This window comes from Deltaproteobacteria bacterium RIFCSPHIGHO2_02_FULL_44_16, assembly GCA_001798185.1.
In the GTDB taxonomy this organism is placed as follows: domain Bacteria; phylum UBA10199; class UBA10199; order 2-02-FULL-44-16; family 2-02-FULL-44-16; genus 2-02-FULL-44-16.
The window spans coordinates 171,139-197,323 of record MGRM01000009.1; the positions used below are offsets into that span (position 1 = coordinate 171,139).

Consider the following 26,185-nt stretch of genomic DNA (forward strand, 5'->3'; position numbering starts at 1 on the left):
CTTATGGCGCTCACAGAATCAAAAGAGATCATGATCGGAACAAAGGCACCGAGCTTTAAACTCAAAGGTGTTGATGGGAAAATACATTCCTTTGAAGAGATCTCGAAAGGAAAAAAAGCAACGGTCGTCATGTTCATCTGCAATCACTGTCCTTATGTGAAAGCTTATTTCGATCGTCTCATTGCGTTGACGCATGAATACCAGAAGAAAGAGACAGCGTTTGTCGGAATCAATTCAAACGATGAAACCAATTATCCCGATGATTCGTTCGAAAAGATGGTGACGCTTGCCAAGCGCAAAGAGCTTCCGTTTCTCTATCTTCGCGATCACGATCAACAGGTCGCGAAAGCTTATGATGCCGTTTGTACACCTGAGGTATATGTTGCAGATTCGACAAACATCATTCGTTATCATGGCGGCATTGACGATAGTTGGGATAACGTGTCGAACGTCACGAAGCACTATCTCAAAAATGCTCTCGACGACATTCTTGCAAACCGAACGATCCAAGAACCGACCCCTCACGCGATGGGCTGTTCAATTAAATGGGCGTAATCTGACATCCAGGTTGGTTCCTTCCTAGACTTCTCCTTTTTCTCGTGTAAAATGCAGTCGGAGACTTTTTATCGCATGATGAGAGCGGAATACCCAAAAAAGAGCTGACACGTAAAAAAACACAAATGATAACAAAGTATTACATCTTCTTCTCTTGGCATTCTTTTTGCTCTTCTTATGAAGCATAAGGGGAAAGGCAGGTTTCATGAAGTATATTCTTTCTCGATTTTTCTTATTGGTCTTTTTCATTCTCATTGTGGTTGTGGCCCTTGAAACCCAAACAAATGCTCAGCTTCGCTTTGTCGAAACCCAAACAAATTTTCAGCCTACTGTCGCGTATGAAGTTAATACACGCGATGACATCGCGCTAGCAGACCTCGACCAAGGCTTTTCTTGTTTTGATTCTGGACCAACGTGCAGTCTTCGCGCTGCTATCGAAAGAGCTAATGCCGATACTTCGAGTAACTCTATTACGATTACGTTTAAAAATAATGGTGTTCATACATTACGTTTAGGTATCGGCAGTGGAGGAGCAGAAGTAGGAGATCTCGATATCACACGCAACCTCACGATTCATGGAAATGGACCGCAAAATACCATTATTGAAGGTTCCCAATTGCATGATCGTCTTTTTGAAATGAGTGGAAATATTGATGTCACCATCGAAAACCTTACACTTCGTAACGATAGTGAAGTAGCAATTGGCGGCTGTATTCTCAATCGTATTAGTGGTTATCGATCCACAAATCCTGGAAAACTCACCCTTCGCAATGTCGTCATCACGGGATGTCAAGGTGGAGCCGGTGGTGCTATTGCGAACTATGGTGCACTTGTCATCGAATCAAGCACACTGAAGTTTAATCACTCAGTCGGCACCGCTTTTGGAGGAGGAGCTATTCTCAACGGAGCAAATGCTGCGCTGACAATCATTCGTTCTTCTCTTCTGTCCAATACAAGTGATGGCAAAGGTGGCGCTCTTTCCCTTGACCCACGAGCGCTTCCACCAGGAGTAACAACTCCTCAGCCACCACGAACTCCCATTACAAGCTTGATTCTATCGAACTCAACAATTCATGGCAATCGAGCACAGGGAGACGGCGGAGGGCTTTTTCAATTTGAAGGAGTTTCTCATCTCTCTTATAGCGCTATCACCGGAAATAACGCGCAAAGAGGAGGAGGTGTTTACATTGAAACCACTCCTACTGGCGGTTTGAGTCCTCAAATGCGACTTCATGCAACGATCATTGCAGAAAATTCAGCACAAACAGGAAGCATTGATTGCGAGGGGCTTCGAAATGGAGGAGGAACTTCCATCCTAACCTTTGGATATAATCTCTTAGGAACGATGAGTAATACAGCTTGCGCCATCGATACAACATTTGCGTCGACGCCTTCTGGAGATGTGATTGGCACCAACGCGACTCAAATTCGCTTCGCAAGTTTTATAGACAATGGGACGATCCCACCGTTTCGGCTCTTGTCACCAGGAAGCAATGCAATTGATGCAGTCCCACAGTCAGAATGTCGACGCTTTATTTCAAGTCCGCAACATACTCCTTTCAGCCGCAATCAAACCAACTCAGAAGATCAACGTATGGCCACACGTCCTGTTGGAAACAACTGTGATATTGGACCTGTCGAAGGATTTTGTGGTGATACCGTGACACAACCTGGAGAAGCTTGTGATGACGGCAATAGCATTAACACCGATCTTTGCACGAATGCCTGTGCTGCTCCGCGCTGTGGCGATGGATTTACTCAAGCTGGGGAAGCATGCGAGATGGGAGCTATGAATAGCAATACAACACCGAATGCCTGTCGAGTTGATTGCAGCGCGCCACGCTGTGGAGATAATGTGATCGACAATGGAGAAGAATGTGATGATGGCAACGCTCTCAGTGGAGATGGATGCAGTAGCCTCTGTAAAACCGAAACAGCTGGAACAGGAAGTGGGAGTGGTACGGGTGGAGGCGGTTCCGTAAATGGTGGTGGAGGAAACAACAATGCTCCACGCTGTGGCGATCGACGTGTTGACAACGGTGAACAATGTGACGACGGAAATCTCGTCAATGGCGATGGTTGTAGTCGCAGATGTCAGAACGAATCAGAAAATGGAACGGGCGATATTTCTGATCCAGATCTCGATCGCGACATAGATCCAACACTTGCTGCAGATGAAGGTGGTTGTGGATGTCATACTAGTGCCGGACACAATACAGCGCCTCTTTTTGTCAGCTTTTTCATGCTAAGCACCACCATTCTTTGCTTACGCCGCTATGCTGTCATGAAACGGCGAAAAAAATAATGTGAAATGGTGGAGCAGAAGGGATTCGAACCCTCGACCCCCACGTTGCGAACGTGGTGCTCTCCCAACTGAGCTACTGCCCCAAAAAAATTATTTTTGCTCTCCCAATCCCGACGTCCGCATCAATTTTCCTCTAGAAAATTGATTTTCGGCGTCGCGGATCCTCGATTCGGCATGCGTTTTCCTCTTGAAAAACGCGCCGAATCGGGACTGAGCTACTGCCCCAAAAATCATTCTCAAAATCATGCCGAAGTTTTGACGTAGGTTATTGCTCACCCATAACTTCGGTCTCCCTGAGAGAAGTAAATGCGCTATATCACCTTGATCTGTAAACACAATTTTTAAAACAGACCTCTTTCTCGCAATTGGCCTTCGAATTGCAAAAGAGTGTCTCTATGGTGAAACTTTTTTCATCTCCATTTCTTTTCTCTCTCATTATTTTATTCATGTGTAGTGCCTGTTCCCATGAAGAAGGTGACGCACCTCTTACGAGCAATTCAAATACTCCGGCTGTCGTCAGTGATGAACCAAAAGAGGAACCACAGTTAACTCCACAGCTTCAGTCTCCTGCTCAAGAAGAACCTCCTATCATGGAACAAGCACTTCCGTCAGTGCAGGCACCAGTTCAAGATCTGAACCAACTCGCAGTTCAAACACCGATTGATCAGAATCAGACACAACCACCAATAGAACTCCCTGCACCTGCACCTGCACCTGCACCTGCACCTGCACCTGCACCTGCACCTGCGGTCACGCGAACCACTCCCGTGGATAATGCAAGCGGAATTAGCACAAAGGCCCAACTTTTTGTGAATTTCAGTGAAGCCATGGATGCTTCTTCTCTCACCAATGCAACTTTTGTGGTGATCGATGATCTCGGAAACACAGTCCCTGGCCAAATCGTCTATGACGACTATACAGGATGGGACTTAAACCAATATCATACTCTCGAGTTTACCCCCAACGCGGAACTGCTTTATGGAAAACGCTATACCGCCACGATCAGAAACCAAGCAACAAATGTTGCAGACATTCCTCTTGCTGATAATGTTTCATGGTCATTTACGGCGGCACCGGCACCGGCCTTTCAAGGACCGCGTCAGATAATAAGTAATTTGGCAGATGTAGCGCTTACTCTTGCTCTTGACCGAGGAGGAAGCATCTATATCGGTGGCTATACGCATGGCGTTCTCCCGTTTCAACAGAGTCCTGGAGTTCGCACAGGGACAGAAGTCGACTCCGATCCTTTCTTTACGAAATTTGATCCCAGCGGAAGAGCACTATGGACAACACAAATTCGAACCGCAGGAAACAACGATCGCATCACCGATATTGCGTTAGATACGCAGCGCAATATTTACGTTGTGGGAACACAGCAAAGTACCACCAATCGGCTTGAAGGTTTTGTCTGGAAATACAGTCCCGATGGTCGAACTCGTCTTAACTCCTATACCATCTCTTCACCTGATGATGACCAAGTAAAGGCAATTGCAATCGACCCGGTAAATCATTTTGTCTATGTGGTTGGACATTCAGCAAATATGGTATCAGATACAACTCGATTTTCTCCGTCAAACCTTGGAGGACTTGAGGATATTTTTCTTTATAAGTTCGATGAAAATTTAAATGTGGTCGTGGGGCACATGATTGCATCCATTGATGTTAATCCAACTGTGTTTCAGTTCAATCCCACACCACGCAACTACCTTCGCAAGGATTTTGTCAATGATGTTGCCGTTGACAGCACAGGACAAGTACATCTTGTCGGATCTACAACCGGCGTGCTTGGCGCCATAGGAACAATCAGCAGTAATTTAGGAGCAGAAGATAGCTTCTGGATTTCGTTTCGTAATAGCGGAAGCAACAATCAATTTTTAACCCGCGCGGTGGCTCGTCAATTTGGAGGCGTTGGTTCAGATATAGCCACAGGTATTGGCTTTGATGCAAACGGAGATATCTACATCAGTGGTTCCACAAACGGAGCTTTGGGAAATATTCCCGCCCAAGGACAAAATGATCTTTTTGCCGTCAAATATAATCGCGCTGGTACACTTCAATGGATGCAAAAACATGGATCCAGTTCATATGATCACGGGAACGCCATTGTGGTCGATCCGACAGGAGATAATTATATATGTGGTGTAACCGGAGGCGCACTCTCTGCTCCTCAAGCGCGGGGAACCTCTGATGGCGTTGTTTTCAAGTTTGACGCAAACGGAAGCTTCACTCTTCCTGGCGGAAGAGTATGGAGTCGACAAACTGAACTCAGCACCGCGACGATGGACGATTTATGGGCTATCGGCATGGACGAGTCAGGCAATATCTATGTCGCTGGAAGTACTGATGGTCTCCTTCCTGGTGTGATACGACTTGCAAATGCCGTGTCACGAGACATTACTCTTTTCAAGCTCGATCCGAATGGGAATCTGATGCGTTTTCCCTAAGAAAAATTTCAGCGAGCATACAGCGCACACTTCCACCACCTATCTTTTTAATCGTCGTAAGATCGGGAGCCAAAATTTTTCCATGAGCTTCGCGCGATTTTGGAGCAGCGTGGGATCCACGAACGTGGGAGATTTTTCGACGTTGTACACCTGCCACAGCCGAAGGAAACCAAATCTGGGACAGACAATTGTAGAGTCTCTTTTAAACAACATGCATTAAACCGAAAAATTTCTTTTCCTTCGAAGAACGAATAAAAAAAGTGGAACGAGAACGAAAAGTAGTCCCATGAGCGATCTCTTCTTCTGAAAGAAAAGCGCATCAGGATTCAAACTACAACCTGCACCGGAAACAAAACCCTGGTTCAAAAGATTTCCCTGATCCATCTCCTGGGCACGAGAGTTGTCCGCATCCATGGTATCTGGTGCTGCTGGCGGTGGTGAAGGGAGAGATGCTGCTCCAGGTGGAGCAGGTGGTAAAGGAGATGTGCCTGATCCTGCAGGTGGAGCCGGTGGAGTTGGTGAAGGTGCTGGTGTTGAACCAGGTGATCCAGATGTGCTTCGTGGTAAATTGATATCTCGCATACGTGCAAAGGGATCAATTTCTCCAAGACCCGGAGTTACAGGGCTAGAAGAAGGAGTACCCGGGGGAAGTTGAACCTGTGGTTCATTTCGACAGTTGCCACTACAGCCATCCCCATCATTACGATTTCCGTCATCGCATTCTTCAGGTGCTCGAATGACACCGTTCCCACACTCGAATTGCAGTACAATTGTTGCCGTTGTCGCAGCTGGAGTAAAAGGAATTACTTGAGTCAGTTCTTGACACTCATTTGAGCAGGAATCGCTCTCACTGTGATTTTGATCGTCGCACATTTCTGTTGGTTGAACAACACCATCGCCGCAGCTGTGTTCAAACGCTCCCATATCAAGACGGCCGACTTCTCGAGGAAACTGAATTCCTCGCTGATCATACGTGATCACTTCTGAAAGTGTCAGTTGTCCACTTCCGTCGAGTCGAATGGCAAGAGCTAAACTTCGACTGCCAGCATTGCGAGCAGGACTGTTCGCTCGCAGAGCAACTGTGATTTGCGAAATGCCGCCCGGAACGGCATTTGAGACTAGCCCTGAATTATTGGCTGGAAGCATGAGACCAGGGGCTGCCACTCCTTTGATATCTGATCCTGGGGGAATGGGATCGCAGGAGGTTATATTTCCAATAAGATTATTTCCCCGTGAAAGAAAACTTGAACTTGGAATATTACAATCCGGATCTCTACGTGAAATATTGGCTGCAATGATGGTATTATAAATCCAGGTGAGAGGCGGAGACAAACGTGGGTCTCGTTGAAGCGGTTGATAAATACCTCCTGCTTCGCCAAACGTAGCAGCATGGTTGAACGCAATCGTACTGCTTGAAATTGCGAGTAATCCTTCATTATAAATTCCAGCACCACTTCCGTTGTTGATAACGTTTTCAGCAATCGTACTGTTATTGATAAGAACTGTTCCCTGTTCATTATAAATACCAGCCCCGTGAAAACCACCAAAATTTTCATTTCTCCAAATGGAACTATTATCAATCGTCATCGTACCCCGATTGTAAAGAGCTGAGACGACAATGCCTCCAGTCACAACACTGTTTCGGAGCGTCAATTCACCATCATTGGCGATGAGATTGGCACGAACATTGATATCAACTGGATCTTGTCGTTCTCCACGAATCGTCACTCCTTCAAGAGAGAGTCGTCCTCCTTGGTGAATCTGAAAGATTCGATGATCACGCATATTCCATGGACGGCGAATGACGGTCAATGCAGAACCATGACCACGAATCACAACGGGATTCGAACCAAAAACATCCAAGTCGCCGATATTGCCATTTTGTACATCGTCGGCTTCTTGCCCATCGTTTTGAAGGTCATAAACACCCTGAACGAGTTGAATCACGGTCGTTGTACGAGATGTGATTGTACGACCATGTTGAAGCGCTGCACGCAACGTACATTGTCCACCGGCCTGGGCGCTTGAGCAAATACGATCAGTATTGCTTCTGTCATTCCCATCAAGCGTTGTGTTTACCGTAATCACACTTTGAGCTTCTCCCTGTTGGGAGAGAAGAAAAGAGAAGAGCATCACAAAAACAACACTTCCTGAAACAATGATTTTTTGTCGAACCATTATGAAACTCCTTCAAACAAAGAGAGTTGCAAAAATGGCACCAAATAAAAAATCCTATAACCATTTGAATTTTCAGTGTTTATTAAAGATCGTGACAAAATAAACGGTGACTCTACTCCTCAATTTTGTGCACAAAAAATTTCAGCAAGCATGCAGCGAACACTCCCGCCCCCGATTGTTTCAATCGTCGTAATATCGGGAGCGAGAATTTTTCCATGAGTTTCAAGTTTCGCCAAAAGTGTTTTGTTTAATGATTGTTTGGCTATCTGCGACATCGCAATAAAAACTTCTCCCTGTGAGTTTTCCAATTCAAGCATGTTGCCCGCAAAGTTTTCAAGATGTACAAAGGAGAGGTCGAAGACCTCATGAGCACTTGATTCAAGCGCTTGTCTCACTTTTTTTCTCTCAGCTTCATGCGGAATCGATTCGAAGCAAACCGCAGCCCACTTCGTTCCAATGGCCATCATGACGTTCGTATGATAAATACTTTTTCCGGATCGATCGACGGCATCAAAAATAATCGGCTGATATCCAATCTCTGTTGCAAATTGTTTCACGAGTTCTGCGTCTGTTCGTGGAGAGAGCGAAGCAAAAACTTGTCGGCCACTATGATCGAACACCATGCTTCCGGTCCCTTCTAAAAATTTATTTTGATTTTCAAAATGGGTGTAATCGATGATGCGATCAACTGCATAATGTTTTTGCAATATTTCGACAATCATCACTCGTCGTTCTGCACGCCGATTTGGTGTCAGCATCGGAAAAAGTGCGATCCAGTTTTCACCGGTGGCAATCCAGTTATTCGGAAAAATCGCATCCGGTTTTTCAGGATAAAGCGTATCGTCAAAGACCAAAACTTTTATCTGATGTTGCTGAAGCAGTTTTGCGAATTGTTGAAATTCGATGTCGACTTGTTTTTGAATTTTATCGAATGAATCTTTTGATCGTTGCTGAAAGACGTTTGAGAGCGCCGTCTCTTCATTGAAACCAAACGCCTTCGGTCGAATCATGAGAACAGTGTTTGCTGAGGTCATAAATATCCTTTTACCAAAGCTGTTTTATCATCTGCAGAATACCAAATTTTATATTCGTGAAAATAATGTTTTACTAGTCGAATAAACTCATTCTCAGTATAGCGATACGATACAGCCGTAATAACAGTATCTCCCTTTTGTATCGGAAGATGATTGATCATTTTTTTAATCACAAATCGTATTTCGACTCTTTGTTTGCTAAAAATAGGAGTGAAAATCACCTGGTCCTCGCCCAATCCAAGATGACGCAAAGGACCAAATGTAAATGTCTGCATAGCGGGTCCTCTGTATGCCTCAATAATTTTTTCTGGGGGGTTATTGATCGAAATCATCTCACTGGCAAAAATGACAAAGCTGTTTTTGGTTCCAGACAATTTCGTTAAAAGATTAAGGATTGTCTTGGATGGAAAATTCATAAATGTTAACCCGATAAGTGTATAGACCGGACGAGTATAAGCATCTGTTGGGATTTTTTGATGGGCAATTTCAAACAGAGAATGAATTGGGGTGACCCTTTCACAATAAGGAAACATTTCATGTTCAGCAATGCTCAGATATTTCAAACTGACATCGACCGGATAATAAAAGACATTCTGGCCACGTTTTTTTAAAAATTTCGCCATCGGTAATGATTTGTCGGGATACCCTGGTCCCAAATCAATAAGACTTACTTCTGTTTTTTGATTGGGGAAAAGTTCTTCCAGATGATTCTCGATCAAACCTACGGTATCGTTGTGGAATGTTTGTGAATAATTCTGATCCTGCATGACCTGAAGATAATCAGCAGATTGTTTTTCATCCAGATAAAGCAAATGGGGTTCCGTAAGTTCCCATGTCATTGGAGCAACTTTTTTTAAAAAACGCTTCGTTTCTTCAAAACAATGATTCATACCTTTTCTGTAATAATACAGCCTCGGTTATAGCTGATCGTGACATCAAACTGTCTGAAAAAATCCAAACCGATAAGGGCATCAATGCCCCATTCTTTTTCAAATCGAGAAGCGAAGACTTGAAAGTTCTTGATCTCATGTCCACAGATTTCAATGGAAGGGAGAACAATTTTTCCATACTTTTGTGTTTGTAAACCCGGCTTGATTCGAATTTCTTTATTGGAGGATTCGATAAAATTGGCATATTCAAGAAACTCATCAGAAAATTCGGTGCGTGGAGCGCCGGTATCGATAACTCCGTCCAGAGCCCGTTTGATGCCAGAGCGATCAAAAACATAGAACTCTATGTGGATGTGATGTTTCTTTGTATTAAATGTAGTGATCGTGCTCGGCATGGCTTCTGAAACCCATAAAGGTCGATTCTCCTGTGTAACGAAAGGCAGTTGGCGTTGAAAGTGCCGGCTTTTGGTAAATTTCTTTTTTTGATGCGGAATGTTTTACAACCACACCGGAAAGAAGATGTCCTGAATCATCAGTATCAAAATCGGTAATTAAAAGCCATTCATCGGGGAATTGTTGTTTCATCTCTTCCCACGTCATTTTCTGCATGCGCCCTCCTCTTTTGATGTTCCAACCTTATCACTTCTCTACACATTCAACGAACAAAAATTTCATATTCATGGTCATTGCACCACAAAATTAAAATACCGATCCGGAAAGGGAGAGAAGTCTGTTTTTCATCGCATCACTCGTTACTGTTCCTAAAACCAATTTCGTCGAAAATCATGAAACATTTTATCCCAATGCTCACTTAAGGTTTTCGGCGGACGTTTTGGAGGATCGGGGAAATAACGTTCGCCACGAAACCAAGCGGGTCGCTCCAAACATCCGTTGGTTTTCCACCGTTCTTCTTTTGTCATAGAGGTACAGCCGAGATAAAACCGGGCATAGTATCGGAGTTCTCGATAGCTTTGTTGTGTAAACTCCGTCGCTATATCTGGAGGCTCTGGAAGATCTGCCAACATCTGAAGCTGTTCTCTTGCATCCTCAACTCCGCCTTCAAGCCAAGTTCGATAGAGTTCTCGAATATCTTCTTGACCGACATTGTAATCTTTTTCCAGTGCCCGCTTTATACGAGTAGCGTGAATGCGCGCTCGAACATACGGAGGAAGAGCTGAGAAATTTTTTATTTCATACCACTCTATATTCTCTCGCTGATCTCCTTTTTCCAGCATGTAAAGATACGCGCTCGCGAGTTCGATTTCAGCCGACGTTGCTGAGGCAATGCCTTCTTGCGTTTGTTCAAATCCAGAAAGTGTGGTCCGAACAACAAGAGGATACGTATGCGTTCGAAAGTGTTCGGCAGCAATATCGATATACTCTGTCTGACAAAATGCTGTTGCAGAACCACCATGTCCACACCACGAACCAACTGGAGTTCTCATTTGCATTGCCAATAATTGCAACGCTTTCTCGCGATCTGGTTCCATTCTCAGATAAGCACGTGTTGCACGCTCTCGAATGTGATTGTTGATGCCATTTCGCGCGAGATCTAAAAAAGTGGGAAGTACTTCTGGACGGTGACGAAAGAGGGGTGAGTGAAGCGCATCGATTGCCGTAGCAACGTGTCGCCAATCTTTCTCTCTGGTCATCGCCAACAGAGTTTGTGCAACGAGTTCAATCGCTTGAGGAGGAAACCCATCACCCCAATCCGTGTGCCCAGCAATTGCATACTGAATATCTAAATCACGTCCTTTTTTGAGTACATCGACAAAGAGACGATTGCGCTCTTCTCGAAGAGAGGGAGGAAGAGCCGTTGCTGAAGCCAAAGCATAAAGAGCATCCTGTTTTGCTTGTACTGACGCACGAGAATTTCTCACTATTCGAATATAATCACCTACAGCTTTTTGCGTCAGTCGATCGAGGTCAGCCATTTTCGTCCGCGAAATGGGCAAGCCGATTTTCCGCACGTCACTATCGTGAACACATGCGTACCGAGTAAGCTGTGGTGTTGAAACCACATAATGATCAACACGATTCCATCCTTCTTGCGATAGAGGATTGTTTTGACAGGGTTCAAAAAATTCTTGTGTGGACTTTGCAACACACACGGCTATGCGCGGAGAAACGTGGACAGGATTACATCGAGAAGAAACCATAAAAAAACTTCTTAATCTATGGATGTATTTATATCAACATACTCTATTTGACTACGGCATGTGCACCCTGCAGGATTTGAACCTGCGGCTACCTGCTCCGGAGGCAGGTACACTATCTGACTCCGCAAATCCTTCGGATTTGCTGCGCGGATTGGCAAAGCCAATCCTTGCTCCACTGAGCTCTGTGCCCCTGGTAGGAATCGAACCTACGCAGCTAGCTCCGGAGGCTAGTACTCTATTTGACTTCGCACATCCTTCGGATTTGCTGCGCGGATTGGCAAAGCCAATCCTTGCTCCACTGAGCTAAGGGTGTATCTTCACTGTCCATATCAAACACTTTACTTGAGGCAAATAAAGAATGTAGAAACCGCCGTATTATGCGAGCGGAATGGAAAAAGCATACCCTTGAATTTGTGAAGCCAATGGGAACATCGCGAGGAGTGATGCAGACGCATGATGTTTACATCCTCTCGCTCCATGATGAAACAACGGGTTGCACTGGTCTTGGGGAATGCTCTCCCCTTCCCGGCTTAAGCATCGATGCTCGTCCCGATTTTACTGAAAAACTTTCAGAAGTTTGTGACCATATCAATTCACATCTGGGGTCAAGTCTTGACTTTTCACTTTCATCACTAACACAAACAACTTTGTTGAATCGAAAAGTAAAAAGTCAAGACTTGACCCCTTTTGTGCTTGATACAGATTTAGAGAGCTGGCCAAGCATTCGCTTCGCACTTGAATCAGCTCATCGCGATCTGGAAACTGGAGGCAAACAACTTCTTTTTGAAAGTGACTTTACGCGAGGAAAACTTTCCATTCCCATCAATGGGCTTGTCGTCATGAACGATACAGAAACCATGCTTCGCGAAGCGATTGCCAAAGTTGAATCTGGTTTTGATTGCATCAAAATCAAAATCGGTGCTCTCGATTTTGAAAAGGAATGTAAACTCCTTGCTGAAATTCGAAAGCGCTGCGCGCCAGACAAAGTTCAACTCAGACTTGACGCTAATGGCGCATTCGCACCAGATGAGGCATTCGAAAAATTAGAACGACTGAGCTCTTTTCACATTCACTCGATCGAACAACCTATTAAAACTGGCGCTTTTTCTGTCATGGAAAAACTTTGTTGTGAATCCCCTATTCCTATCGCACTTGATGAAGAACTTATTGGTATTCATGATCGAGATGAAAAAGAAAAACTGATCACCACGATTCGTCCGCATTATCTGATTTTGAAACCAACACTCCTCGGTGGCATCGCTGCATGCGAAGAATGGATCACTCTCGCAAAGAAACATCACATTGGTTACTGGATTACATCAGCACTTGAATCGAATGTTGGACTGAATGTCATCGCGCAGTGGACAGCAACACTGAATCCCACGATCCATCAAGGCTTAGGGACTGGTTTGTTGTACAAAAATAATTTTGAAAATTCTTTGAAGATCAAGGAAGGCAAACTTTGGTATGTTTCCACGTCGTCCGGGCCAAAATAAAACGTAAACTTGACTTTGCATAATATATCTCTTATCGTAAAGTCAAATTTACGGAGATATTATGGATCTGGATCAACTTTTTGCTTTTCATGAAAATAGCTTAAAAAAAGTACCGCTCACACGTCGCTATCTCTACTCTCGTCTTGACTGGACACAACGAGCAATTTGTCTGTGGGGAGCCAGAGGGGTTGGGAAGACAACGCTCTTACAACAATATTTTTTAGAAAAATATAATGATGTAGAAAAGGGCCTCTATATCTCTGCTGACAATATTCAGGTCGCTTCACTCGGATTATTTTCCATTGCTGAAGAGTATTTCAAATATGGTGGAGAACTTCTCATGATCGATGAAGTCCACAAATATCCAAACTGGTCGCAAGAAATTAAAAATATTATTGATACCTATAAACAGAAACAGATTTTCTTTAGCGGCAGTTCTGCCATTGCCTTGAACCAAGGACTTGCAGATCTCTCCAGACGCATCGCAGCATATACCTTACGCGGTCTCTCATTTCGCGAGTTTCTGGAGCTGCAGCATGGTATCCATTTTCAACCGTTCACCCTCAATGATATTTTGAAAAATCATATTAAAATTGCCACAAAAATAATACGGCAGACAAATATTCTCAAAAGCTTTCGGGAATATGTATCGTGGGGCTATTATCCTTTCTTTTTGGAAAGCCAAGAGTTGTATCATCAGCGTTTATTGCGAGTTATCGAAAGGGTTTTGACAGAAGACATTCCAGCAATAAGTAACATTACTCCTCCCAAGATTCTCTCTTTAAAAAAATTGCTTTGGCTCATCGCTTCTTCCCAACCCTTTATCCCTCATATCGAAAAAATGAGCAGCGCCATTCAACTCTCTAAAGAGTATACATACCATTTTGTTGAGTACCTGGAAAAAGCAGGCCTGCTGCATAGCCTTTTTTCTCCTGCAAAAGGATACAAACGCATTCGAAAACCAGGTAAGATTTTTTTGGAGAATACAAACATGCTTGAAGCAATTAACGGCTCATTAAAACTTACAGGAGAAACAGGAACCATCAGAGAAACTTTTTTTGTAAATCAACTCAAAGAGTTGCCGATTTTTTTAGGAGATCGTGCTGACTTTATCGTTGATAAAATAACTTTTGAAATTGGCGGCAAGAGCAAAAAAGAAACACAATTAGAAAAGGTACAGGACGGATATTTGGTTTTGGATAATATTGAAATAGGGAATCAAAAGAGAATTCCTCTCTATTTATTTGGATTTCTTTATTAACAAACTGTGGGCATGACAGGGTTCGAACCTGTGACTTCCACTCCCGATGTGGCGCAGATTTTTTGTGGGCATGACAGGGTTCGAACCTGTGACTTCCACCGTGTGAGGATGGCACTCTTCCACTGAGTTACATGCCCACAAAAAACTGCACGCCACATCGAGGATCCTCGATGTCGCAAATGATTTTTGCAATACAAAAATCATGCGAACATCGGGACGTGTGAGGATGGCACTCTTCCACTGAGTTACATGCCCAAAAGAGGGATGGACGCTACTAACGTAAGTCAGGATGAATTTCAAGCAGAAGAAATCACGGCATATTGAGAAGATAAGCCTCTCCGCGACCTAAATTATTCCCCGAACAGTGAGCAGCTCCGAAATCAGAGGCAAAGATCGCGTAGCGACCATCGCGTGAAATACTGGCACGCGGTTGCACCCAGTAACCGCAACTTGTAGAACGATGATGAGCGAGTCTTCTGACACGACCATCGACATATTGAAGGAAAATTTCTCCTTCGAGTGCATTCCATCCGTTACTCTGATCAACGCTTGTCGTGACAAGACAACTCCCTGCTGGGCCACGACAGGAGATATGTCCTCCATGTCCCCAACTCATCTGCTGCACATAGGATGGTGCACTTGCAGTTGCTGATCCTGGAAGATCGCGCACGCCTAGGGAAAGCTGGCCGCTTGGATGATAGAGTTCAAAGACCATAAAAAATTCACTTCCATCAGCGCGTATTCCGAGATCCCCGTGTTGATGGCCATCATACACGCGGCCGACAAAGGTCCCTGTTGAAATGTCAAAACTCTCAAGTCCACTGCATCGGCTTGTTCCGTCACGTTTCCACTGCACCATTAAATATCTGCCAGCGGGCGAGACGCCGACCCAATCGGGCTCAAGGTTTCCCCACTGCGGATCTGGAGCGCAAATCGCGCTGTTGTATAAACCATTGAGTGAAATCGAAGCTCCAAGAGATTGCGTTTGAAGATTAAGCGCAAAAAGATGTTGATCGCCGTTTTGCATCGATGCCATGCCAGCCATCCACATTCCATTTTCGGAAAGTTCATCGAAGGATTGATTGCTACGAATTCGTTGATACGATGAAGGAAACGTAAAATGCGGCGTCACACTTCCACTATCGACATCAATATAAAGAACACCGAGCGATGTATCGCCGTTACTGTCATATGCCACGATCGTATGCGCAAGCATTGGATGCCAACGTGGAGCATTGATATTTGTTAAGTTCACGGACATCGCTGCAAGCGTATCACGACGACGGACCACATACGTATCATCTTCAATAAGAAGAAGGTACTGATTATCTGTAGAAAACGCTTGCAGTTGAGAATAGATCTGCGTTCCAAATCCTCCCTGACTTACACGATTGGTTACACGACGAAGTGACGTGCCAAAGACCGGATCGACAAAAAGAGAATCATAAGAAGGAAGTGAAAATGTTGATTGCTGTGCAATCACACTCGGATCATCGATCACATTCCCGGTTCCTGGAGCTGGCGATGGCGCTGGAGTTGGTTGTGGTATGGGAGATGGCGTTGGCGATGGATTTATCACTGGACCTGGTAATCCTGCGATCCCTTGAAGAGGGGCGACAGCCCCAGCAGCACTATGGACACCAACAGGAACTGTTATACTTTCAGAAAAATCAGCTTTGCTGACACGTAAAATAATATCGGTTGGAACTGTAATTCCCGCGACTTCCACAAGCACGCCGGTAATCGAACACCAGTCATACGTAAATGTAGCGCTTGGTGTTGTTGTTGCATCGATGCGTGTCCAACAACCACTTCCCGCTGGCGAAGCATAGACCTGATACGTCGCATAGCTCGTATCACACTCCGGTCGGAGATAATTATTAAAACTAAATTTGAAATGAGTTTGACCAAGCACACTCGGATACCACTGACTATCGGCTGGTGCTGAAACCACGAGACTACTTGCTGCAAGATTCCCCATATTCTGTGGCCATGGATTGCACACAGGTGCAGGAGCCGGCGGTACTGGCACTGGCGCAGGAGCTGGTAGCGGAGGTTCAGGAACTGGTTCAGGTTCAGGTTCTGGCTCAGGCAACGATGGCAATGCAATCGGTACAGGTCCAGTTGTCATCTCTTCAATCGGAGCACTGCAATCAGTTTGAGCATCATCAGCAGTGCTTGCGCACACGACCATACGATAGCGTGTGCCAGGAGTGAGGTACGTGAGCAAAAATCGAAAATTATTATTGGCAATGCTTCCAAAAATTCTTCCACGTGGAACTGTATCATTTTTTAGTTCCACACAATTGCCACCATCAAGCGCACATTGATAAAGTTTATAACTTCTATAGGACGGAAGCGCATTTGTATTTCGCGTCATTGAAAATTCGAGCAGATGATCCGCAGCAATCGTGCGAGTGATGTCAAAAGGGAAACTTAGCGCAGCAAGAGGAAGAGCGATAGCCCCATCGCTTGGATTGAGAGGAGCACTCCCCTGCGTCGTCGCCACAAAGATCGGATAGGTAAATCGCTGTACGCCGTTATTTCCCGTCACTTCGAAGTGATACGTTGTTCCGGGAATAAGTCGTTGCGCCTGTAATCGAAACGAACTCGTATAGGGTTCACTGAGAATATAGACCTGCGGTGTGGTCGTGCGATCGATGGAGAAAAATTGAGACGATCCTTCGTACGCAAATTTCACCGAAAAATGTCGTGTGCGATAGGTGCTTATTGGAAGTACTGAACTGTCGAGAGGGACGACGATCGAGTGATAGCCCGTTGTAGTAGAAGCTGTTGCAGAACTCTCGGCTTTCGTCAGAAGTGAATCGAGACTCAGCTCACTAAAATCTTCGTCAACCAGTTCATGTTCTGGGAATTCGCTCTCTGTCGCAGATCCGCATCCCGAAACGATCATACTGCAAAGAAGGATCACATAAAGACGCTTCATATTTTCCTCCATACTGCATCGTGACCAAAACTTTATGTCATTGCGAGGAGTCTCCCAAGATTCGTGGGGGACGACGAAGCAATCTCCTGCAGACAGTGTGCTCAGGAGATCGCCACGCCCGCCAGTGAACTATTGGCGGGCTCGCGATGACACCACTTGAAACAGACCTTAAAACCAGATTGGATTCTCATCGATAAAATCCATCACAGCATTGTACTTGGCGCTGCCTGGTTGATCCTGATATTCGAGCAATCCCCAATATCCGTGTTTTCCATAGGTGCCGACGCTGTCAAAAAGGACAAAGAGTTCTCCGCCGCGCGCCTTCCATCCGTTGAGATATTGTGTATAGAGTTGACCCATGCGCGGATCGCGATTCACATTGGCAAGCAGATCGTGAACATCTTTGTACTGATCGTCAAGAATAGCTCCGCGAACAACAAGATGCTGACCCCCTTCATACGCAAGAAGATCAACACCGTGCGCAGCAGCAACTTGAAAACTGCGGTCCATATATTGAAACGCAACCTGAAGTGTTGCAGGAATACCGCCTGGAGGAACCGGCGCTTGCGCACTATTCAGTAAACCTCCGGCAAAAAGTTCCTGGAAAACTTTATCAACACCGCCATCAGCATCAGCCATCCACGACCGCACAGCAGCAACGTTGCCAGTATCAACCATGAATCCAAAATAAGGAGCGATCGCGAGCGCGTCGATTTGGCTCCCACATGTCTTTCCGCCATTTTCTGCGGCATAGAGAGGACAGGAGAGTTCTTGATTGCTCACCCCAATACTCGCCGCCTGCGAACCCATCACGCAAACAACACGACTCTCTTCTCCTGTAAAAACCTGCTTCCAGATGTTGCACATTTCAACCGTCCGTTTTGCAAACCAGTTGAGCTTTGCGATATTCGGATCGGTCTGCTGTGGCCACTGTTGTAAACCCTTTTGCGTCATATAATTTCCACCGATGCTATAGGGATAAGCTCCGTTCCAGACTTCGTTTCCATATTCGAGATAAACTTTCTGCTGACTTCCGAGTAGTGATTTGGTGAGCAGCGCATACTGACGAACGAAATCATCTGACGCCGCATGTTGCATTTCAATCCAAGGATCAGCCCCAGTTTTGTTCGCCATTTCAATCATCACTTCTGGCGGAGCACCTTTATATGAGTCGCTCCAACGCGCATCGCTGATGAGCGTCCGCTGATCCCATTCTTGAATGAACATTTCATTCACTTGCGTGAAATGTAAAAATCGAAGCGTTTTAAATTTTGCTATCTTCTGTAAAAACAGAGGATGAAAAATTTGCGTTGCATAATTTTCTTCAAAACTGCTGAAGACTCCGGAGCAGCTGCTGGCATCTGCATGGAAGCTTAAAGAATCACCATCACAGGTGCCGCCTGGCGGAAGGACGCGAATATTTCGAATGTAATTTCCGGTATGATTCGGATCGGTCTTCCTGATACGAAGTAAAATGCCTGCATTGGGTCGCACATCGATCACATCGCGACCAAGTGAAGAAGCCGCAACATTTTTCACGGCATCCATCTCGTACTCGATCACTCCCTCACCATCATAGAGAACAATATATTGACCACCGGGATAGTGAGCTCCCTTGATATGGCCATGAATGAACGCTGATGCATATCGATACGCTGCATTTGCGTCATCGATTGCAGGAAGCGATTTCACCCAACCATCTGCATCGAGATCGAGTTTCGCTTGTTCTTTCGTATCCCATCCAGACGCAGGACAGGATGATGGATTTCCATCGGGACGATATTTATTGCACTGCGTATACCACCCGCCCGAAGATTTCATTCCATCAAGCACCACCCACTCCGGACTCCAATATCCAAAAGTTCCAAGGTTCACACCGAGCGGTGACGATGCGTTCACATAGGATGGATGAGGTGGTTGTGGAGTCGGCGTTGGCTCAGGATCAGGAGCAGGTTCTGGTTGAGGTTCTGGAGTTGGGGCTGGCGACGGCTCTGGAACAGGCGCCGGTATTGGTTTAGGTGACGGGACGGGTGTCGGCTCTGGTTGTGGAACTGGTGGTGGTTCTGGAACCGGAGTCGTCTCTGGTGGCAAACCTTGTCCCGGCACAACATCGCTTACAAGTCGGAACGAATCAGCGATATTCCCATCAATATCTTTGAAGTAACAAGCAGCTTCGTTCGCAACACCATCTTTATTGAATTCGCAAAAGAGCGCTCCAAAATTTCCATTTTGTAGCGTGCCATAGTTGGCAGCAAACCACGCCTCTTGGCCGAGCCATTGATTCTTGAGAAACTCGACACTTCTTCCGCCAAGACCTGAGATAAATCCAAATGTCTGGCCATAGTCGATATGCATCGTGTTGTTCGTAGAAACAACATGACGTGCTGCAAGATTATCAAAGAGATACGAGCGCGCATAAACGTGATTATGCGCTGTGGCGAGAATCGCGCCAGCGTTGCGACATTCTTCCTGAGGCAGATTGATCGACGCTTTGTAACTATCCAAATTGTTATGCATCGAACAAATTCTCCACATCGAAGCGCTGGCAGCAAATGCATTTCGGATATAGCTTGTATGATCGGTTCCAGCGATTCCGGCTCCTGAAAGAACAAATCTCATTCCACGATAATCACAGGTTTGATTCACCCCGAGACCTCCACTACACGTGAGGCCACTGATGCGACTGATGCGTGACTGCATTTTACTGAAATACGTATCCCACGGCACATCATGATGACCCATCGAAATGAGAAGCGGAAAATCACTTCCAAGATATTGGTCGATCAATCGTTCCCATTCGCCAGGATCATTATTGTAATTGAGATCGCCCTGAATCATCAGAAGATCAGTCCCTTCGTCATGGATCAATTGAAGGAGAGCTTCACCACCAACGGTGCCATTCATGTCCCCCGTAAAGGCGATCTTGAAATTGACAGGCGTTGCATTTGGATCAGGCGCTGGAGGTGGAGGAGGAGGCGGTGGAGAAGATACAGGAGGCGATTCAATCGTGCCGCGTCCATGCAGAAAACCGACAAGCTGTGTCCCATCACCGAGTTCTCCGTTGGTGCAATCGAGTCCAGCATTGAGACACTTCGTCACAAAGGTTCGAACGATCTCATCATCCCATCCGTTAAACCAATCTGCGTGACCAGTCATCCCACCAGGTGAGAGAGGATCAACGTCAGAAGAGATCCTCCATCCTGTTGTTCCTTCTGGAACGGTGACAGGAAATTTAAACTGAAACGTAATGCGCGGAAGCGGTACCGGATGAGATGCAGGACAAATTGATATTTTTGTGATTGGATCATGGACTGGCTGCGCCATATGACTCTTGTGATCAGCAGAGTCGAGATTCACTCCATCCCAACACTGCGGGAAAATAACGCTCCACATGAGCGTATCCCCTTGAGCACATGAGGGAATAAAGGATGAAAAATCTTTAGAACTCGTAATCGGTTTTGAGAGACAATTAAACTGATTGATTCCGACACTCTGCGGTTCAGTCGCTTTTCCATTTCCAGAAATCATTCGAAGTCCAACTGGCATGGCTTCAATCAAACGATGATCCACGGCACCATGTTTATAATAAATATTCGCCGGCTTGGGATGCACAACATTGCCATCGGCATCAAAAAGAGCAGGGACCCAATAGGACGAACGGTTCAGTGTTCCACCCTGACAGGTCGAGCCACCACTGGTGCGAATACTGACATTGGTCGAAAATTCGTCGATCGCATCATTGCCGAAAAAAAGGTGAAGATGCGAATGACCTCCTTGTCCCGGAAAAACAATGGGATCGTTGTAGCTCCCATGTGAAAAGGCGCAGATCGTTCGAAAGTTTGCGCCAAACGGCGCTGCGGGAACAAAGGGTCGATCGGCTTTGCGAAGGCCTTGTCTTAAGTTCAGACTATTATCGACATCGATTTTGCGCGACGCACTTGTCGTTTCATTTCCGGATGTATCGCGCGCTTTGACGATGACCAGATGCGAGGTTCGATCCACAAATATTTTTGTATCGAGTGATATTTCGTAAGGAGCAGTGGTGTCAGTATCGATGACCTGTCCATCGACGAGAAAACTCACACTCTCAACACCAACATCGTCGAGAGCTTTTGCCTGAAGCAGGATCGTATTGGAAACATCTTCTCCATGATACGAAGGTGAAAGTATAAAGACGATCGGCGCAACGATATCTGGGCCAGAGACTGGAGGATTGAGTGGTGACGGTGGCGCTTCCGGTTGAAATTCTTTAACGAGAAACCCATCAATCGGATCGATCGCTATGGCTTTGTGATCAACATCATTCTCGAAAAAATCGATTCCCCCTTCTCCTAATGAACCACACGATGTGTTTAGACAAAACGACACCCATAGGGCAAGCCCCAAAATCCTCTTCATACTCCCCCCTCTCCCTTTTCTCGAAAACAGTAGCTCCTCGTGCTACCAAGAGAGAAAGTCGAGCAACACCCATGCCAATAAATTTTATAAGTGCTTATTTAAAAAGTGGAATGATAAACAGAGGTTCATTCGGCTCAAAAAAAACCCAGATGATCAACCGATCAATGTGAGAATAAAAAAAACGTCAAACTTCTCATATTGAAAGAGAAAAATCGTTGGCAGACCAAAAGGTGCCTGACATCTTTTTGGCACGGTATGAGTGCAAAAAAGTGTCTGGCACTGCTTTTGGTCTGCAACGATCGCCAAAAGAAGTGTCAGGCAGTTTCTTGCATAAACCCCATGCCAGAAATCACCCAGACACCTTTTGACTCACAGAAAGTCGCTTGACCAGCTAGATGAGATTCTCTATGTACGCCAGACCGCGCGCGAAGAAGCATCATCTCGTTCATGCTGAGCTTGTCGAAGCATGGGCCCACCCTTCGACAAGCTCAGGGTGAGCGGAATCTAAAAAGAGGAGCCATTGTGACTCAAACATTTGACCATCTTTTACTTTTAGGCCGCCCGGCTGCGGGAAAAAGCGAATTCATCGATTTCATGAAAAAAACGTCAGATAATGATCGTGCTCGCGATTTTCACATCGGAAACTTCGAAGAGCTCGACGATTTTGTCTGGCTTTGGGAAAAATTTGTCGAAGACGATCTCTGGCAAGCAGCTGGGTTTCCGCGCCTTTACTCCGATAAATTCGATGGAGGTCGCAATTGTGGTCTCAAATCAAACAAAGGCGAACTTTTCGACTTCATGTTTGCTCGTTTTAATCATGAGGCCAAAAAGCATTTTCTCAATCGCTCTGATTTTTACCACGATGGCACGCTCGTGATTGAATTCGCACGTGGCGGCAAAGATGGCTACACTCGTGCACTCCCACGACTCTCCAATGAAATCCTGGAACGAGCCGCGATTCTCTACGTAAAAGTTTCCTACGAAGAATCGTGTCGTCGCAATGAAGCTCGTTACCGAGAAAAATTGGCTCATTCGGTGTTAGCACACAAAGTTCCAGATGAAACACTCGACCATTTTTATCGTTTGGATGATTGGGACACACTCACTCAAGAACGAAAAGAAGGAGTGCTCGACATCAAAGGCATTCACATTCCTTTTGTCACGATGCTGAACGAACCTGAACTGACAGAACGCGAACCCCTTGCGAAGCGCTATGGTTCTGCACTCCAAAAGTTATGGCAATTGTACAAGCATTCCCCCTCTTAGGATAAGAGGGGGTAAGAGGGCGTTACGATCTCGATCGTATTCGATCTTTTGCGAGCCAAAAGGTGTCTGGCAGATTTCTGGCATGATGTTAATGCCAGAAACTGCCTGACACTTCTTTTGGCGATGAAAGTACAGACCAAAAGAAGTGCCAGACGCTTTCTGAAACAACAAACGTTCCAGAAAGTCGTCAGGCACCTTTTGGTCTGTGCGAGAAAGGAATATTGTGACCCGAACATTTGACCGTCTCTTTGTGCTTGGCCGTCCTGCTTCAGGAAAATCAGAATTTCTCGATTTCATGAAAAAAATTTCAGATGCCGAACGTGCTGAGCGTTTTCATATCGGCAAAATGAAGATCCTTGACGACTTCGTTTGGCTTTGGGAACATTTTGAAGAAGACGATATGTGGGAAGAGCTCATCGGAAAACGTTTTCATTCAGAGCGATTGGAACATGGCTATATGAATTCACCTGAAATTTTCGATCTCACGATGAAAAAATTTAATCATCTTATTTCACGTGATTTTCTCGACAAAGAGGATTTCTACAAAGACCATACACTTCTCATTGAATTTGCGCGTGGGGGCGAAAAACCTTACAAAAATGCGCTTTCTCTTTTGCTCCCCGAAATTTTTCAGAGAGCTGCCATCCTTTATATTGAAGTCCGCGGAGAGGAATCGGTTCGGCGAAATAATGCTCGTTACAAGGAAAAGTTAAAACATTCTATTTTGGCGCATAAAGTTCCTGACGAAGTCATGGCTCGTTATTATAAAGAAGATGATTGGAAAATGTTAACGGAAAAAAGGGATGATGGATTCTTAACATTGAAAGGAGCGAAGCTCCCTTTCGTTACGATGAACAATGAACCTGAATCAGTTGACCCGAGCGTCCTCGGTTGCCGCTACGAAGCTGCGCTTTCCCATTTGTGGGGTCTCTTCTCGGGAATGAGAACCTAACCCAACTCCTTTTTGAGACGATGCGTTCATGGCAGGATTCGTGATTTTTCCTTGTCGAGCCTTTGCTCTTTTCTCTACGACAGCACGCCATGCAAGGAAGAAAATAGCTCCAAGAATCAACGCCACTCCCGCGAGTTGAGAGACATCGGGGCTTTTGGATCCGAAATAAAATGCCAATAAATAGGTTGAAATCACCCCCGAAACCACACTTGACGCGCGATTGGCAGGAACCGTAAAGGTATTCTCGCGTTTATCGAGGAAAATAAGGCTTCCAAAGAGACCAGTCCCATATGAAAAAAAGCCGATGAAGAAAATCGGCCAGAAGTATTGCGTCAAAGGAATGGCACTAAAACCGTACCAGAGCATTCCTGGAACCGTATCGGCATTCATGTTCCTGCCAAAAAGTGCGATGACAAGAAGAGAGCCAAAGAGGACGATATTGGCTGTTAACTGCTCTTCCGTAAAGTAACGACGACGTTCAATGGAATCATCACTCTTCGCGCGATTACTCATAAAGAGAATGCGAATAAAATAGGAAAAAAGATAAAGACCGATGTTGATCCCTGCCGCAACGGTGAGCGCCGCTCCTGCCTTGCTTAAAAACGAAACCAAAAGGGCTGCAAAACTTAATCCCGCCGCAACCCATGAAGGCCAATAGATGTGGCGTTTTCTCTTCCGTGCGAGAAAATCAATCATCGGCGCCATCACCAGCACGCCTCCACGCATGAGGAGCATGGCAAAGACAATCGAAATCCCGTCAAAAGTATAGGCAAGGGTTGTCGTCATAATCACGCCTGCAGTACAGAGACCGGAAATAAACGTGAACCATTGTGGACGAGGAAGGGTGAGATGACCCACGCGAAATTTTGTCGTGTATTTCCACCAACCAGCAAGCGTAATAAACATCAGCATCCCAAAGCTGCTGGCAAAAACAACGACGGGTTGAATTTGAAAACCGGTGAAACCAACTCCATTCATCCCTTCAAACATGCCCTTCGTAATCATTTTCGTCATCATGGAATAAGGAATGTAGGAAGCGAAATAGCCAAAACAGAGGCCGAAGATGCCGATCGCTGCAAGGCGTTTAGCCCAGGTTGATGTCTGTTGATTCATATTTTCTCCTTCATGTTTAAGCCTGTTTCAAGGAATGTCATCGCGAGCTTCCGTAGGAAGCGTGGCGATCTGACCGAAGGTCATCCTGAGGCAAAGCCGAAGGATCTCCCGGAGATCCCTCGCTTCCGCTCGGGACGACACCTTGTGTCGGATTGCTTCGTCGCTGACGCTCCTCGCAATGACAAACGAAGTAAAACAGACCTTACTCTAATCCTGCAATAATCGATGTTTTATAATACGGTTCACCACCAGGAATCATTTCCTGAACGGTCTTCCCATTTTTTGAAACAATACGACGCACTTCATCATAATCTTCATCGCTTGTCGGGATGAATCCTTCTATATTATAAAGTTCGCGAAGCGATGTTTTCCCGAGATCTGTCGTTGCAAATTCCTGCAACGCGGTCACAAGTTTCGTCTTCACTTCAGGTGAAAGATTTCGTCGTAGAGCTATAGCGCCTGTCGGCATCTGCTTCGTAATATCCAGAATCGCAACCTTCCTCACTACATCAGGATAAAGATCGACCACGCCGATACGAGCATCTGTGGCACTACCATCAGGAGCTGGTGATGCATAATAAACAAAAGCAGCATCGGCTTTTCCGGTGTAGACATCGGCAGCAGCTTGATAGTGACTCCCCGCAAAATATTTTTCCTTCAGTTTAATTCCCTTTTCCTTCAAATAGTCGAGGGCATAGAGATAACCGGTAGTTGAGTAGACATCGACAAACGCAATCTTTTTTCCATTCAGGTCTGCTGGAGTTTTGATGTGAGCATCAGCACGAACAAGCACTTCTCCTTGATAATAGCTCTGCTGCGGAGCATAGACATAACGAAGACTTGCTTCGACCTTGGCATAATCACGGGCAAGAAGATAGCCAAGCGTATTCATAAAAGCCACATCAGTTTTTTTCTGACCAAAGTCTTTGACGATCGTCACAAAATCAGCCGTTGGAACGGTTTCAATCACCAGACCAGTTTTTTCTTGAAGAAAATTTTTCAGCAGAAATGCATTTTTTTCGACGGTTTCATTACTTTTCAATGGCATGAGATAGAAGCGAACAGGATTTGCGCTCGTTCCAACTTCTCCCTTTCGTCCTGAACAACCCGCAGCAAGAAAGAGAAGAAGGATAAGAGAAATATTCTTTAAACGCATAGCGCCTCCGAAATGTGGGAAAGTGAAGATG

At 45.4% G+C, this 26,185-nt stretch carries 20 protein-coding genes and 2 tRNA genes; 8 read left to right on the forward strand and 14 right to left on the reverse strand.

Annotated features, from left to right (window positions below; all coding sequences use genetic code 11):
• Positions 1-3: 3 nt before the first annotated feature.
• Positions 4-555 (forward strand): hypothetical protein, encoded by a 552-nt coding sequence (locus tag A3C46_05260; protein OGQ22858.1) that lies wholly within the window; start codon positions 4-6, stop codon positions 553-555.
• A 24-nt stretch (positions 556-579) separates the two neighbouring features.
• Here the strand turns inward: A3C46_05260 and A3C46_05265 are convergent, their stop codons facing one another.
• Positions 580-762: a hypothetical protein gene (locus A3C46_05265; protein ID OGQ22859.1), complete on the reverse strand. Its 183-nt coding sequence runs from the start codon at positions 760-762 to the stop codon at positions 580-582.
• Between A3C46_05265 and A3C46_05270 the strand changes: the two genes are divergently transcribed.
• Positions 761-2,860: a hypothetical protein gene (locus A3C46_05270; protein OGQ22860.1), complete on the forward strand. Its 2,100-nt coding sequence runs from the start codon at positions 761-763 to the stop codon at positions 2,858-2,860. The genes A3C46_05265 and A3C46_05270 overlap by 2 nt on opposite strands.
• A 7-nt stretch (positions 2,861-2,867) precedes the next feature.
• Here the strand turns inward: A3C46_05270 and A3C46_05275 are convergent.
• Together A3C46_05275 and A3C46_05280 are read right to left on the reverse strand one after the other, a co-directional pair.
• A tRNA-Ala gene (locus A3C46_05275) sits at positions 2,868-2,943 on the reverse strand.
• A 7-nt stretch (positions 2,944-2,950) separates the two neighbouring features.
• Positions 2,951-3,196, reverse strand: coding sequence for a hypothetical protein (locus A3C46_05280; protein OGQ22861.1), 246 nt, complete (start codon positions 3,194-3,196; stop codon positions 2,951-2,953).
• Between the two features lie 59 nt (positions 3,197-3,255).
• Here A3C46_05280 and A3C46_05285 point away from each other — a divergent pair, with 59 nt between their 5' ends.
• On the forward strand, positions 3,256-5,304 hold the full coding sequence (locus A3C46_05285) for a hypothetical protein (GenBank protein ID OGQ22862.1): 2,049 nt from the start codon (positions 3,256-3,258) through the stop codon (positions 5,302-5,304).
• A gap of 216 nt (positions 5,305-5,520) precedes the next feature.
• Here A3C46_05285 and A3C46_05290 read toward each other — a convergent pair whose 3' ends face one another.
• The 6 genes from A3C46_05290 to A3C46_05315 form a co-directional block, all read right to left on the reverse strand.
• Positions 5,521-7,482, reverse strand: a complete 1,962-nt coding sequence (locus A3C46_05290) for a hypothetical protein (GenBank protein ID OGQ22863.1) — start codon at positions 7,480-7,482, stop codon at positions 5,521-5,523.
• Between the two features lie 119 nt (positions 7,483-7,601).
• Entirely contained in the window at positions 7,602-8,516 is a 915-nt protein-coding gene (locus A3C46_05295; protein OGQ22864.1) for a hypothetical protein, read from the reverse strand.
• The gene (locus tag A3C46_05300; protein ID OGQ22865.1) at positions 8,513-9,406 is read right to left on the reverse strand and encodes a hypothetical protein; all 894 of its coding nucleotides are present in this window, start codon (positions 9,404-9,406) and stop codon (positions 8,513-8,515) included. Before A3C46_05300 ends, A3C46_05295 begins: the two co-directional genes overlap by 4 nt.
• On the reverse strand, positions 9,403-9,801 hold the full coding sequence (locus tag A3C46_05305) for a hypothetical protein (GenBank protein OGQ22866.1): 399 nt from the start codon (positions 9,799-9,801) through the stop codon (positions 9,403-9,405). Before A3C46_05305 ends, A3C46_05300 begins: the two co-directional genes overlap by 4 nt.
• Positions 9,776-10,015, reverse strand: a complete 240-nt coding sequence (locus A3C46_05310; protein OGQ22867.1) for a hypothetical protein — start codon at positions 10,013-10,015, stop codon at positions 9,776-9,778. The genes A3C46_05305 and A3C46_05310 overlap by 26 nt, the downstream gene beginning before the upstream one ends.
• Before the next feature lie 152 nt (positions 10,016-10,167).
• On the reverse strand, positions 10,168-11,565 hold the full coding sequence (locus A3C46_05315; protein OGQ22868.1) for a hypothetical protein: 1,398 nt from the start codon (positions 11,563-11,565) through the stop codon (positions 10,168-10,170).
• A gap of 22 nt (positions 11,566-11,587) precedes the next feature.
• Between A3C46_05315 and A3C46_05320 the strand changes: the two genes are divergently transcribed.
• From A3C46_05320 to A3C46_05330, 3 genes are all read left to right on the forward strand, one after another.
• On the forward strand, positions 11,588-11,872 hold the full coding sequence (locus A3C46_05320) for a hypothetical protein (GenBank protein ID OGQ22869.1): 285 nt from the start codon (positions 11,588-11,590) through the stop codon (positions 11,870-11,872).
• A 70-nt stretch (positions 11,873-11,942) separates the two neighbouring features.
• Positions 11,943-13,061, forward strand: a complete 1,119-nt coding sequence (locus A3C46_05325; GenBank protein OGQ22870.1) for a hypothetical protein — start codon at positions 11,943-11,945, stop codon at positions 13,059-13,061.
• A 67-nt stretch (positions 13,062-13,128) separates the two neighbouring features.
• Positions 13,129-14,322 (forward strand): hypothetical protein, encoded by a 1,194-nt coding sequence (locus A3C46_05330; GenBank protein ID OGQ22938.1) that lies wholly within the window; start codon positions 13,129-13,131, stop codon positions 14,320-14,322.
• A gap of 62 nt (positions 14,323-14,384) precedes the next feature.
• Here A3C46_05330 and A3C46_05335 read toward each other — a convergent pair.
• The 3 genes from A3C46_05335 to A3C46_05345 form a co-directional block, all read right to left on the reverse strand.
• Positions 14,385-14,459: transfer RNA gene (locus A3C46_05335), tRNA-Val, on the reverse strand.
• Between the two features lie 173 nt (positions 14,460-14,632).
• A complete protein-coding gene (locus tag A3C46_05340) occupies positions 14,633-17,269 on the reverse strand; it encodes a hypothetical protein (protein ID OGQ22871.1) in 2,637 nt (878 codons plus the stop codon).
• 168 nt (positions 17,270-17,437) lie between these two features.
• Entirely contained in the window at positions 17,438-21,667 is a 4,230-nt protein-coding gene (locus A3C46_05345; GenBank protein ID OGQ22872.1) for a hypothetical protein, read from the reverse strand.
• Positions 21,668-22,114: 447 nt separating this feature from the next.
• On the opposite strand from A3C46_05345, the gene A3C46_05350 reads away from it, so the two are divergent.
• Together A3C46_05350 and A3C46_05355 are read left to right on the forward strand one after the other, a co-directional pair.
• A complete protein-coding gene (locus A3C46_05350) occupies positions 22,115-22,933 on the forward strand; it encodes a hypothetical protein (GenBank protein OGQ22873.1) in 819 nt (272 codons plus the stop codon).
• A 223-nt stretch (positions 22,934-23,156) separates the two neighbouring features.
• Complete coding sequence (locus tag A3C46_05355; GenBank protein ID OGQ22874.1) at positions 23,157-23,885, forward strand: hypothetical protein; 729 nt, start codon at positions 23,157-23,159, stop codon at positions 23,883-23,885.
• Here the strand turns inward: A3C46_05355 and A3C46_05360 are convergent.
• Together A3C46_05360 and A3C46_05365 are read right to left on the reverse strand one after the other, a co-directional pair.
• Positions 23,802-24,998, reverse strand: a complete 1,197-nt coding sequence (locus tag A3C46_05360) for a hypothetical protein (protein ID OGQ22875.1) — start codon at positions 24,996-24,998, stop codon at positions 23,802-23,804. The two genes, A3C46_05355 and A3C46_05360, sit on opposite strands and share 84 nt — an antisense overlap.
• A 202-nt stretch (positions 24,999-25,200) precedes the next feature.
• Positions 25,201-26,154, reverse strand: coding sequence for a hypothetical protein (locus A3C46_05365; GenBank protein OGQ22876.1), 954 nt, complete (start codon positions 26,152-26,154; stop codon positions 25,201-25,203).
• Between the last annotated feature and the right edge of the window lie 31 nt (positions 26,155-26,185).